Raw genomic sequence first — 12181 nt, forward strand, 5'->3', positions numbered from 1 at the left:
GCTCAGCGGACCTCGACCAGGCGGGCGAAGGTGACGACGTTCCCGTCGTAGCCGTTCTGCTTGGAGAAACCGCCGCCGCAGGTGATGACCCGCAATTCCGGGCCGCCCTTGGAGGCGTATACCCGGTCGCCGGGGAAATTGTTCTTCTCGAACACCTCGATGCCGTAGATCTCGAAGACCGCCGTCTTTCCGTCCTGGCGGTGGATCTCCACCTTGTTTCCCTTTTTCAGGGCGCCGAGTCCGTAGAAGACGGCGGGGCCCTGCTGGTTGTCGACATGGCCGACCACGACCGCGGTGCCCTTTTCCCCCGGGGCGACCGCGCCGGTGAACCAGCCGGCCAGGTTCGGGTCCTCGGGCGGCGGCGCGTCCACCCAGCCGTCCACGTCCAGACCGACCGCCATGACCGGCGCGTCGACCTGGATCGCGGGGATGGACACCCGGTCGGGCACCGAGTACGACAACGGCGCGACACCGGTGGCCGCGCCGTCGCCGGCCGCCACGCGGGTGTCCGAGGCGGCGGCCGACGCCGGCTGCGGCGGGCCCACGTCGAATTCCCCCGAGCCGTTGCGGACGAGCGCGAGACCGGTCAGCAGAACAAGCGCTATCACGCCCCAGGGAGCGCGCTTCCTCCGCCGCTCCTCCTCTTCGGCCAACTCGGAGTCGTACATTCGCCATCCCCTCTCGACCCGGCCGTCGCCGGATCATCCGCGCATACGAGCACGCTAAGCGCCGCGCGTGGGACCGGCGACGGGGCGGCGGCGAACGGGTGGTGCGCGCGTCCTTCGGTGAGCCATCCGGGATTTCCCCGGCGGAGATTTTCTGACGGTGCGTGACCTGCGGCGATATCCACTCGCGCGGTTCCGGCCCGACACGGCCCTCACCAGGACGGACCATTCCCGAAATGCGGCCTCGTGCAAGGCAACTGAGGGTCTTTCTGGGAGGCGCTTTCTCGCCGATCGACCGGGGACGGGACCCGGGGCGTCTTCCGCGGAGGATCACATGCGCAACACTCGTGCCCTCGCGGCAGCCGGCGCCGCGGTCGCTGTCCTCGGACTGGCCGCCCCCACGGCCACCGCCGGTGGAGACCACAACCAGCCGAGCAACATCGTCGCCCTGCCCAGCGTCATCGCCCGCGGCGGTCAGATGACCGTCACGGTCGACGGCTGCCCCCAGGGCGGCACGATGACCTCGGACGCGTTCCGGACCACCCACCTGACGCCGGTCAGGGGAGCCAACGAGACCTCCAAGGGCACCGCCACCATCAAGGAGGACGCCCGGCCCGGCTCGTACGACATCACCGTCAACTGCTCGGGCAGGCGGCTGACCCGCCCGGCGGCCTTCACCGTCATCGGCGGCGTCCGCGGCGGCCTCGGCGGCAGCAGCTCCAGCGGGGCGACCCCGACCGACATCGCGATCGGCGGCGGGCTCGTCGCCGCGGCCCTCGCCGGGGGCGGCCTGTTCTGGATGCGCCGCCGGGCCGAGCGTCGGTACTGACCCGTTCCCGTCCACCCGCCCCCATGACAGGGCTTCGCCCCGGACCCTTGCCGGATCCGGGGCGAAGCCCTGTGCGCGCGGGGCGGTGGGATCAGCTGCCGTCCCCGCCGGGACGGCGGCGCGAGAGGTGGTACGCCGTGCCCACCGCGCCCGCCACGAGCGCCAGGCCGAGCCCGATCTGCTTCACGTCGAACCCGGCGACGCTGCCGCCCTCGCCGGCGTGCACCCCCTTGGGGTGACGGGGCTCGGGGGTCGGATGGTGCGAACCGCCCGCGATGGTCAGGTTCACGGTGCCGGTCCGCTCCTTGCAGGCGAACGACACCTGGTAGACCGCCCCGCGACGGGCGTCCCGGTCGACCCGCGCCGTCGCCGACGACTCGTGCCGGGGGATGGTGACCGTGTCGAACACCGGCGAGGTGACCGTGACCCGCCCCCGGCAGCCCGCTGCGGTGCGGCCCACCCCCAGCGTCACCTCGCCGCCCGGCGCCACGGTGGCGGGGTGGACGGTGAAGCCGAACGTCGAGTTGTCTCCGCCGACGGCGGCCCCGGCCGGTACACAGGCGGAGAGGGCGGCGACGCCCAGCAGTGCGACCGAGGCGACGGGTATCGCGCGCATGGTGAATCCTCCGGGTCCCCGAGGAGCGGCGGCGGACCTGTTCCGCTCGCGCCAGGAATGCACCTCGATGTCCGAAACGCTAGGAAGCCGTGCGCGCGGGCGCGATCGCAGTCGCGCGAATGGGGCAAGAGGGTGGGCCGCTCAGGGGACGATGACGGGGTGTCGGGCGTCCCCTGGCTGGGTGTCAGTCCCCGGCCCCGGGAAAGAGGCTCAGGAACGGGTCGGTCGAGGCCGCCACGCCTCGGCTGAAGGGGGCGTCGAAGTCCCAGATCAGGAACAGCAGGAAGGCGATCAGCGCGGAGAACAGCCCGGCCAGGACCAGTTCGCGGGGCGTACGCCGGATCTGCAGGGCGAAGACCATTCCGATCGTGATGACGGCCCCGGCGATGAGCCCGAACCACACCACCCCCGGCATGGTCGCGCCGGTGGACTGCTCCCGGGTGGTACGGGCCTGGTCGGCGATGGCCACCTGGTCGACGAGGGGCTGGTACGCCTGGGCCTCGAAGTCGGACCGCGGCTCGTAGTCGGTGACGTCCGCGCGGACGCGGTCGAGCAGTTCGGTGCCGCGGTCGGTCACCTCGCTGTGGTCGGCCATCGCCTTCCACTCGGTGGTGACGACGTGTCCGACATAGGCGTTGACATCCTCCCGGATGCGGTCACGGACGTCGGGCGGGTAGATGCGGACGCGTTCCGAGATCTCGTGCAGCGCGACGGCCTCCGTCTGCACGTTGTCCTGGGCGGCGCTGCGCGCCTCCCAGACACCGGCGATGGCCAGGCCCAGGACGATGGCGTACACCACGCCGATCCACATCGTCATGTACTCGATGACGTCGGGGGTCTCGGTGATGTCCTCGTCGTCGGACGCCGCGCGGTGCCGTAGGAGGGTGACGATGACCACCACGACACAGGCGGCCAGCATCGCGAGGGTGAGAACAAGCCATTCCGGCAAGAGAGGCCTCCAGGAATCAGCGCGCTCGGAGCGCGGCGACGGCGACCACCGCGGGCACCGTGATGAGCAGGACGAAGACGAGCGGCGACGTGGTCCCGCGCGAGGGCCGCTGCGGCGGCCGGGCGGCGCGGTGGCGCGGATAGTGCACCGGGCTCAGCGACGGCCGGGGCGTGGGCGTGGGCGTGGGAGTGGCCGACGGAGCGGGCGCGGGAGCCGCGGGAGCCGCGGGACGGACCGGTGGCGGAGTGGGACGGGGCGTCGGGGCGGGCGCCGGCGTGGGCCGGGCCGGCGCGGGCCGCGGAGGTGGTGGCGGCGGTGGTTCGGGCTTCGGGGCCGGTGGTGCCGGCGGGGGAGGTTTCGGCGCGGGGGGCGCGGGGGGCGCGGGGGGAGTCGGCTTCGGCGGTGGCGGCGCGGGTGTGGGCGTCGGGGTGGGAGTCGGTGTCGGTGAGGGCTCGGGACACGGCGGAAAGGTGGGCCAGGAGGCGCTCCCGGCGACCGCCACCGCTTCGGTACCGCCCGGTCCGGTCGACGCGTACGCACAGGCGTCCGCCTGCGCCGGGCCGACCGGTATGCCGACGAGAGTGAACGTCAGCGTCACCAGGGCCAACACCCGTCCGGCTGAGGCGGTTCGGGTCGGTTCGGGTCCATGCACGACGCAGATCATGGAGCCTGGCGCACCGGGCCACGCCCGAGTGGCCGGTGATTGCCCCGAAGGAGGGACACCGTCCCACCAGGGGTTTGACGACGACGAGCCCGCTCGCGACGGGACCCGGACGCGCGTACGAGAGGGTCACACGCCGTCGGGCGCGGGAAAGAAACCCGCGCCCCCGTTGAACACAACCGGCTCCCCCATGCGTACCCAGTGTCGTGCGGCGGCCCAGCAGGGCGCCCCAACACCTTTGTGACGATCGGGGATTGACGATGAAGACCTCCTGGCGGAGCGCCTCACTCGTGGCGAGCGCTGCGGCGGTGCTGGCGCTGACGACGGCGTGCGGCCAGGACGGCGGCGGCGCCACCGGCAGCCAGAACGTGGGCGCGACGGCCGCGCCCGGCGACGTCGGCGACATCGGCGCGGGGGCCGGGGACGGACTCGGTACCGGGGCGAGCGCGGGCGGCACCCAGGCCTCGGCGAGCGCGCCGGAACCCGCGGGCAAGCTGTCCGTCTCCACGAACGCCGAGATCGGCGACCTGGTGACCGACGGAGCGGGCCGCACCCTCTACCGCTTCGACGCCGATACCGCCCAGCCGCCCAAGACGACGTGCGAGAACGACTGCGCCACCGCCTGGCCGCCCGTCGCCGCGGACGACGCCCTCGCCGGCGAGGGCATCGACAAGGCCCTGCTCGGCGAGGTCACCCGCCCCGACGGCACCAAGCAGCTGACGATCGGCGGCTGGCCCGCGTACCGCTACGCCAAGGACGCCGCCGCCGGCGACGTGAAGGGCCAGGGCGTGGGCAAGAAGTGGTACGCGCTGGCCGCCGACGGCAAGAAGGCCAAGGCCGAGCCGGCCGCCGGGCTGTCCACCCGCGAGGACCCGAAGCTCGGCGAGATCGTCGTCGACAAGAACGGCATGACCGTCTACCGCTTCATGAAGGACGAGGCCTGGCCGAAGCCCGTGTCGGCGTGCACCGGCGCCTGCGTGGAGAAGTGGCCGGTCGTGGCGCCCGTCGAGGCCAACGACACCAAGGGCGTGGAGAAGAAGGGCCTGATGAGCTTCACGCGGCCCGACGGCGCTGCCCAGCAGACCATCGACTGCTGGCCGATCTACACCTTCGGCGGCGACAAGAAGGCCGGAGACACCAACGGTCAGGGCGTGGGCGGCACTTGGTACGCCGTCAAGCCCGACGGAAAGCCGGTCGGCGCGCCGAAGAAGTAGCGACCTCCCGCCTGCCAACCTTCAGCGCGCGACCAGCGGGCCGTCCCCTCCGTACCCAGGCGGAGGGGACGGCCTGGTTCGTGCGCTTTCGCATGCCTTCGCCCACGGCACGTGCCCCAGGCAGTGACCGGGAACGGACGGTCAATTTCCGTTTGGGCTCGCCCCTTTGGCGGGCGATCAGTAGCCTCAGCTCGAACACCGGATCGCCTATGCCTTGGAGAGCTAGATGGAGCGTCCCGCCTGGGCCCCTCGCAGCATCGACATCTCGGTGCCCAGCGTGTCCCGGATCTACGACTTCTACCTGGGCGGTTCGCACAACTTCGAGGTCGACCGGGAAGCGGCCCGCAGGGCCATGGAGTTCATGCCGGGACTCCCCAAGATCATGCAGGCGAACCGGGCGTTCATGCGCAGGGCCGTGCGCTTCGCGGCCGACCAGGGCATCGACCAGTTCCTGGACATCGGCTCCGGCATCCCCACCTTCGGCAACGTCCACGAGGTGGCCGGGCGCAGCCGCCCCGGCGCGCGCGTGGTGTACGTCGACCACGACCCGGTGGCGGTCGCGCACAGCGAAGCCGTCCTGGCGGGCCACGACGACGCCGACGTCGTGGCCGGCGACCTCCTCAAGCCGCGGGAGATCCTCGCCGCCCCGCAGGTGCGGCGGCTGATCGACCTGAATCGACCGGTCGCCCTGCTGCTGGTTGCCATACTGCACTTCGTGGAAGACGCGGACGACCCGCACGCGGCGGTGGCCGAGCTGAGCGACGCGCTCGCGCCCGGCAGCCTGCTCGTCCTCACGCACGCCTCGTACGAGGGAATCCCGCTGCCCGCCGAGCGGGCCGGGGGCGCGGTGGACGTGTACAAGAACATCCGCAATCCGCTGATCATGCGTTCGCGCGAGGAAATCGCGCGGTTCTTCGAGGGGTACGACATGGTGGAACCCGGACTGGTCCCGATGCCGCGCTGGCGGCCGGAGGGGGCGGTGGAGGACGAGGACCCGTACGCGTTCTCCGGGTTCGCCGGCGTGGGGCGCACCGCGTGAGCGCGGAGCCGGACGGGCCGGAGGACAGACTGCGCCGGTTCGCGACGATCTGGAGCCGGGCGGTGTTCCCGGTGACCTCGACCTCGTCCACCCGGCCCGAGTTCGAGGAGCAACTGCTGCCGCTGGCCCGCCGGCTGAGCGAGGTACTGCGCGCACGGAGCTTCGACGCGGACGAGGCCAGGGCGGCCGGCGCCGCCCTCGTCGACTCCCACTGCACCGACCCCGAGGCGCTCTCCCGGACGCTGGACTGCGTCGACGCCTATCTGGTGCTCTACTGCGGCGCGGACGGCGACCCGGAGGACCTGCGGGCCCGCTCGGCGCGGCTCCAGCACGCGATGGCGGCCGGGTTCGCCGGGGCGCTGCGGGCACGGACCCTGGCCGAGCAGGAGGCCATCGCGCAGGCCGCCCTGAAGGCGCAGGGCGTGGTGGCCGAGGCCCTGCACGCCAGCGAGGCGCGCTTCCGCGCGGTCTTCGAGGGCGCCGCCATAGGCATCGGCATCGCCGACCTGGAGGGCAACGTCCTCCAGGTCAACGAGGCGCTGATGCGCATGTTCGGCATCGCCGACCCGACGCTGGGCGGCCGCAACGCCATCGAGTGGACCCACCCCGAGGACGCGCCGCAGACCTGGCGGCTCTACGAGGAGCTGGTGCGCGGCGAGCGCGAGCACTACCACGTGGAGAAGGCCTTCTACCGGCCCGACGGAACGGTCCTGTGGACCAACCTCACCGTCTCCCTGCTGCGTGACGCCGACGGCACTCCGCAGTACCAGCTCGCGCTGATGGAGGACACCACCGAGCGGCGGCTGCTCAACCTGCGGCTGCGCTACGAGGCGACGCACGACGCGCTCACCGGCCTGCCCAACCGCAGCTTCTTCTTCGAACGCCTGGAGAAGGCCCTGAACGCGGCTCCGGGTCAGCGCTTCGGCCTGTGCTACCTCGACCTCGACGGTTTCAAGACCGTCAACGACAGCCTCGGTCACGCGGCGGGCGACCGGCTGCTCGTGGAGGTCGCCGACCGGCTCCAGGCCTGCGCCACCGCGCCCGGCGAGATGGTCGCCCGCCTCGGCGGCGACGAGTTCGTCGCGCTGACCACGGGTACGGACACCCGGCACGAGGTCGACGAGCTGGCCGGACGCATCATGAACGCGCTGCTCGCCCCGATCAGCGTCGACGGCCGCGAACTGACCGTGCGCGGCAGCATCGGCATCGTCGAGGGCCCGACGGGCGAGCGCAGCCCGGCGGAGGTGCTGCGCAGCGCCGACATCACCATGTACCGCGCCAAGTCGGCGGGCGGCAACCGCTTCGAGCTGGCCGATCCGGAGGCCGACGCCCGCGTCATCACCCGGCACGGACTGACCACCGCGCTGCCCGCGGCCCTGGAACGCGGCGAGTTCTTCATCGAGTACCAGCCGCTGGTCCACCTCGGCGACGGCAGCGTGCGCGGCGCCGAGGCGCTGGTGCGCTGGCTGCACCCCCAGCACGGCGTGCTCGGCCCGGACCGGTTCATCCCGCTCGCCGAACACACCGGGTTGATCGTGCCGCTGGGCCGCTGGGTCCTCGAGCAGTCCGTGCGGCAGGCCCGCGCCTGGCGGGAGCGGTACGGGGAGACCGGCGCCGCGGGCCCGCTGCGCATCAACGTCAACCTCTCGCCCTGCCAGCTCACCCACCCGGGACTGGTCCAGGACACCGTCGAGATCCTGGAACGGACCGGCGTGGCGCCCGACGCGCTGTGCCTGGAGGTGACGGAGTCGGCGCTGATCGGCGCGGACGACGACCTGCTGAAGCCGCTGCGCCGGCTGGCCGAGATGGGTGTGGACATCGCCCTGGACGACTTCGGCACCGGCTACTCCAACCTCGCCAACCTGCGCCGGCTCCCGGTGAGCGTCCTCAAGCTGGACCGCTCCTTCACGCAGAGCATGCAGCAGTTCCCCGCCGACCCCGTCGATCTGAAGATCGTCGAGGGCATCGTCGCCCTGGCCCACAGCCTGGACCTCGCGGTCACCGTGGAGGGCGTGGAGACCGGCGCGCAGGCCGAGCAGCTGCGCATACTGGGCTGCGACACGGCCCAGGGCTGGTACTACGCCCGCCCGGGCCCGCCGGAGCGGCTGCACGAACTGGCCCTGGTGGACGCCACGGGCTGAGCGGCACCGCCGACTCCCGCCCCGTCACGCGGCGGGGTCGCCGCCCGGCTCACGCCCCGTCACGTGCGGTCCGGCTCTCGCGCGGCTGTGGCGACTTCGGTGGCTGCGCGGACGAGGGCTGTGGTGGCCGTCGGGCGGGGCTGGCGGGGCCGGGGCGGCGGGTGGCGTGTCACGCGGCGGGGTGGTGGGTGACGCCATGGTGTGAGTGGGGCCGCCGGCTCCCGCGCCGTCACGCGGTGGGGTCGTCGTCCGGCTCACGCCCTGTCACGGGCGGTCCGGCTCTCGCGCGGCTGTGGCGACTTCGGTGGCTGCGCGGACGAGGGCTGTGGTGGCCGTCGGGCGGGGCTGGCGGGGCCGGGGCGGCGGGTGGCGTGTCACGCGGCGGGGTGGTGGGTGACGCCATGGTGTGAGAGGGGCCGCCGGCTCCCGCGCCGTCACGTGGTGGGGTCGTCGTCCGGCTCACGACCTGTCACGGGCGGTCCGGCTGCCGGGCGGCTGTGGCGACCTCGGTGGCCGCGCGGATCAGGGCCGCGGTCGCGGTCGAGCGGGACTGTTGGGGCCAGGCGAGGGAGAGGACGACCGGCGGGGCGTCCGGGATCGGGCGGTAGGCGATGCCCGGGCGCGGGTAGCGGGCGGTCACCGAGGCGGGCAGCAGGGTGACGACCTTCCTGAGGGAGACGGCCGTGAGCACCTGGGCCAGGTCGTCGTGGCCGCGCCGGGCCTCGTCGATGTACCGCTCCACGCTGCCGGCGTCGAGGCCGAGGTCGGCCAGCTCCAGCCGGTCGCGGGCGGCGAGCGGATGGTCCGCCGCGAGGACGGCGACGCGCGGTTCGGCGGCCAGTGTCTCGGTGTCGAGACCGGTCCCGTCGAACGGCGCGTGGACCAGGGCGACGTCCGCCTCGCCGCCGCGCAGCAGCCGCGGCTGCTCCTGCCACCCGCACAGCCGGACGGCGACCGGCACGGACCCGGGCTCGCAGGCGTAGCGCGCCAGGATCGGCTCCAGCAGCCCGGCGTCCCCGTCCGCCTTCATGGCCAGCACCAGCTTCGGTTCCCCGGCCGCGCGCCTGGCCCGCCGCCCGGCGGCCTCCAGGGCGTTCAGCGCGACGCGGGCCTCGGCGAGCAGCACGTCCCCAGCCGGGGTCCGGGTCACACTGTGGGTGGTCCGCTCGAACAGGGCGACGCCCAGCTCGGCCTCCAGCCGGCGGATCGCCCTCGACAGCGGGGGTGGGGAGATGCCCAGCCGCTCCGCGGCGCGCGCGAAGTTCAATTCCTCGGCGACGGCGACGAAGTAGCGCAACGGACGGGATTCCACGCCCGGCCTCCCTTCGGTATTGCCTTCAGGGTAACAACCGCGACCGGACCGGTCCTTCAGTTCCGTCGGACGGCGCCACAGGATGGACGTGCGTCCGGCGCTCGTACGAGACGGGCCTCAGGCCGGCGCGGTCCCCCTTTCACTCCCGAACCGGAGCTCTTCGTGATCGTCATCACCACCCCGACCGGCCGAATCGGCCAGCAGGTCCTCGACAACGTCCTGGACGCGCTGGACGACAGCACCGTGCTCCGAGTGATCGCCCGCGATCCCGCTCGCCTGACCGCCCGCGCCCGCGAGCGCGCCGAGGTCTTCCAGGGCTCGCACGCCGACCCAGAGGTCCTCGGCGCGGCCTTGGCCGGTGCCGACCAGGTGTTCTGGCTGGTGCCGCCCGCACCCGGCGCCGACAGCGTCGAAGGCCACTTCCGCGACTTCACGCTGCCGCTGTGCGAGGTGATCGCCGGCCAGGGCCCCGAACGGGTCGTCGCGGTCTCCTCCCTGGGACGCGGCGTCGCGAAGAACGCCGGGCAGATCTCCGCCTCGCTCGCCATGGACGACCGGATCGCCGCCACGGGCGTGCACTACCGGGCGCTGTGCCCGCCCTTCCTGATGGAGAACCTGCTCGGCCAGGCGAAGGCACTGCGCTCCACGGGCGAGTTCCGCATGGCCTACGCCGCCGACCGGGTCCTGCGGACCTGCGCCACCGCCGACATCGCCAGGGAGGCGGCCCGGCTGCTGCTCGACGACTCCTGGACCGGCCGCGCCGACGTCCCGCTCGTCGGCCCCGACGACCTCACCCCGGAGGGCATGGCAAAGGTGCTGTCCGACGTACTGGGCCGCCCGGTACGCGTGCTGGAGACGACGCCGGAGGAGTACCGGGCGTCGGCCCTTCGCTTCGGGGCGAGCGAGGACGGGGCCCGGGGCCTGGCCGACATGGCCTCGGCGATGGCCACCCAGGGCTTCTACGGCGCGGCCGAGCCCAGCACTGCGGACACTGCGCCCACGAGCTTCCGCCGCTGGTGCGAGGAGATCCTCCGGCCGGCCACGCTCGCCTGACGTCCGGGTCGGGTCACCGCTCCAGCAGCATCCGCTGCAACTCCCGTGCGGCCCGCGGCGGTGCCACGTCGCTGCGGTGGGCCAGCGCGATCGTCCGGTACAGCCCGGGCCGGGCCAGCGGTGTCACCCGCAGTCCGCGCCCGGAGCGCGCCGCCACCATCCGCGGGACGACGGCCATGCCAAGGCCCGCCCGCACGAAGCCCAGCACCGCGTCCATCTCGCCGCCCTCCACGGCGAAGTCCGGCTCGAACCCGGCGGAGCGGCACGCGGCCACGGTCAGCTCCCGCAGGTCGTAGCCGTGCCGGAACATCACCAGACGCTCGCCCTCCAGGTCGGCGACGCGCACGGCACGGCGCCCGCCGCCCGGCCGGGGCGACTCCGGGGACGACACCACCACCAGGTCCTCGCGCAGCAGCTCGACCGTGGTCAGCGCCGGTGACGCGGTGGGCAGCGGCAGCACGACCAGGGCGAGGTCGAGCGCGCCGCGCGCCAGCTCCCGCACCAGGTCGTGCGAGCCGCCCTCCTCGATCAGCAGCTGAATGCCCGGGTAGCGGTCGTGGAAGGCGCGCAGCACGTCGGGGAGCAGGCCGGTGCACAGGCTCGGGGTGGCACCCAGTCGGACCCTGCCCCGGCGCAGCTGCGCCAGCTCCAGCACCTCGTGCCGGGCGGTGTCCGCGTCGGCCAGGATGCGCCGGGCCAGCGGCAGCAGCGCCTCCCCGGCGTCGGTGAGGGTGATGTTCCCGCGCGCCCGCAGGAACAGGTCGGCGCCCAGCTCCCGCTCCAGCGCCTTGATCTGCTGCGACAGCGACGGCTGCGCCACGTGCACCACCTCGGCGGCCCGGGTGAAGTGCCGCGTCTCGGCGACCGCCACGAAGTACTGAAGCTGTTGCAACTGCATACCGCGAGCATACGTCCTCGATAGGCATACTCTATGGAAACGAGGCGTTCCATGTCTTGGACCGATGGGGCCCCGGCCCCGTAGCGTCCTGTGACATGGCTCTGGCAACGCGGACGGACCGACGGCCGTCCCTGGCGCGCACCGTGTGGGACTCGACCGTCGGCAAGAAGACAGTGATGGCGGTCAGCGGTCTCGTCATGCTGCTCTACCTGGTCGCCCACATGATCGGGAACCTGAAGATCTACTTCGGGGTCGAGGAGTTCAACCACTACGCCCACTGGCTGCGCACCGTCGGCGAACCGTTCATGCACTACGAGTGGACGCTCTGGCTGATCCGCGTCGTGCTGGTCGTCGCCGTCGTGGCCCACGCCGTCTCCGCGTACCAGCTCAGCCGCCGCGACATCAGGGCGCGGCCCAGCAAGTACGTGCACAAGAAGGCGCGTTCCAGCTACGCGACGCGCACCATGCGCTGGGGCGGGATCATCCTCGGGCTGTTCATCGTGTGGCACGTCCTCGACCTGACCACCGGCACCGTGCACACCGGCGGCTTCGAGACCGGCAAGCCCTACCAGAACGTCGTGGACACCTTCTCCACCTGGTACGGCAACGTCATCTACATCGTCGCGATGCTCGCCCTCGGCCTGCACATCCAGCACGGCTTCTGGAGCGCCGCCCAGACCCTCGGCGCCGGCAGCCGTACCCGCGACCGCGCCCTGAAGACGACCGCGAACGTCCTCGCGCTGGTGCTCACGATCGGCTTCGTCGCCGTACCCGTGGGCGTCATGACCGGAGTGGTGAGCTGAC

12 protein-coding genes are annotated in these 12181 nt (G+C 72.8%); 6 read left to right on the forward strand and 6 right to left on the reverse strand.

The window, feature by feature from the left end:
* Positions 1-2: 2 nt before the first annotated feature.
* Entirely contained in the window at positions 3-668 is a 666-nt protein-coding gene (locus ACGH7X_RS34880; protein ID WP_399893172.1) for a class F sortase, read from the reverse strand.
* Positions 669-999: 331 nt separating this feature from the next.
* Here ACGH7X_RS34880 and ACGH7X_RS34885 point away from each other — a divergent pair, with 331 nt between their 5' ends.
* Positions 1000-1494, forward strand: coding sequence for a hypothetical protein (locus ACGH7X_RS34885; RefSeq protein ID WP_399893175.1), 495 nt, complete (start codon positions 1000-1002; stop codon positions 1492-1494).
* 91 nt (positions 1495-1585) lie between these two features.
* Here ACGH7X_RS34885 and ACGH7X_RS34890 read toward each other — a convergent pair whose 3' ends face one another.
* The 3 genes from ACGH7X_RS34890 to ACGH7X_RS34900 all read right to left on the reverse strand — a co-directional run bounded on the left by ACGH7X_RS34890 (position 1586) and on the right by ACGH7X_RS34900 (position 3207).
* Positions 1586-2110 carry a hypothetical protein gene (locus ACGH7X_RS34890; RefSeq protein WP_399893176.1) on the reverse strand — a complete coding sequence of 175 codons (525 nt, stop codon included), beginning with the start codon at positions 2108-2110 and terminating at the stop codon, positions 1586-1588.
* Positions 2111-2294: 184 nt separating this feature from the next.
* Positions 2295-3059 (reverse strand): hypothetical protein, encoded by a 765-nt coding sequence (locus ACGH7X_RS34895; protein ID WP_399893179.1) that lies wholly within the window; start codon positions 3057-3059, stop codon positions 2295-2297.
* Positions 3060-3075: 16 nt separating this feature from the next.
* Positions 3076-3207, reverse strand: coding sequence for a hypothetical protein (locus ACGH7X_RS34900; protein WP_399893182.1), 132 nt, complete (start codon positions 3205-3207; stop codon positions 3076-3078).
* Between the two features lie 773 nt (positions 3208-3980).
* Between ACGH7X_RS34900 and ACGH7X_RS34905 the strand changes: the two genes are divergently transcribed.
* From ACGH7X_RS34905 to rmdA, 3 genes are all read left to right on the forward strand, one after another.
* The gene (locus ACGH7X_RS34905; protein ID WP_399897560.1) at positions 3981-4934 is read left to right on the forward strand and encodes an SCO0930 family lipoprotein; all 954 of its coding nucleotides are present in this window, start codon (positions 3981-3983) and stop codon (positions 4932-4934) included.
* A 226-nt stretch (positions 4935-5160) separates the two neighbouring features.
* The gene (locus ACGH7X_RS34910; protein ID WP_399893184.1) at positions 5161-5973 is read left to right on the forward strand and encodes an SAM-dependent methyltransferase; all 813 of its coding nucleotides are present in this window, start codon (positions 5161-5163) and stop codon (positions 5971-5973) included.
* Positions 5970-8114: a cyclic Di-GMP phosphodiesterase RmdA gene (rmdA, locus tag ACGH7X_RS34915; RefSeq protein ID WP_399893186.1), complete on the forward strand. Its 2145-nt coding sequence runs from the start codon at positions 5970-5972 to the stop codon at positions 8112-8114. The genes ACGH7X_RS34910 and rmdA overlap by 4 nt, the downstream gene beginning before the upstream one ends.
* 469 nt (positions 8115-8583) lie before the next feature.
* Here rmdA and ACGH7X_RS34920 read toward each other — a convergent pair whose 3' ends face one another.
* Positions 8584-9426: a LysR family transcriptional regulator gene (locus tag ACGH7X_RS34920; RefSeq protein ID WP_399893188.1), complete on the reverse strand. Its 843-nt coding sequence runs from the start codon at positions 9424-9426 to the stop codon at positions 8584-8586.
* A 162-nt stretch (positions 9427-9588) separates the two neighbouring features.
* Between ACGH7X_RS34920 and ACGH7X_RS34925 the strand changes: the two genes are divergently transcribed.
* Complete coding sequence (locus ACGH7X_RS34925) at positions 9589-10479, forward strand: NAD(P)H-binding protein (RefSeq protein WP_399893191.1); 891 nt, start codon at positions 9589-9591, stop codon at positions 10477-10479.
* A gap of 13 nt (positions 10480-10492) precedes the next feature.
* Here the strand turns inward: ACGH7X_RS34925 and ACGH7X_RS34930 are convergent, their stop codons facing one another.
* Positions 10493-11377, reverse strand: a complete 885-nt coding sequence (locus tag ACGH7X_RS34930; RefSeq protein WP_399893193.1) for a LysR family transcriptional regulator — start codon at positions 11375-11377, stop codon at positions 10493-10495.
* 131 nt (positions 11378-11508) lie between these two features.
* On the opposite strand from ACGH7X_RS34930, the gene ACGH7X_RS34935 reads away from it, so the two are divergent.
* A complete protein-coding gene (locus ACGH7X_RS34935) occupies positions 11509-12180 on the forward strand; it encodes a succinate dehydrogenase (protein ID WP_399897563.1) in 672 nt (223 codons plus the stop codon).
* Position 12181 lies beyond the last annotated feature (1 nt).

It is taken from the genome of Streptomyces sp. BBFR51, assembly GCF_044591655.1.
Lineage (GTDB): Bacteria > Actinomycetota > Actinomycetes > Streptomycetales > Streptomycetaceae > Streptomyces.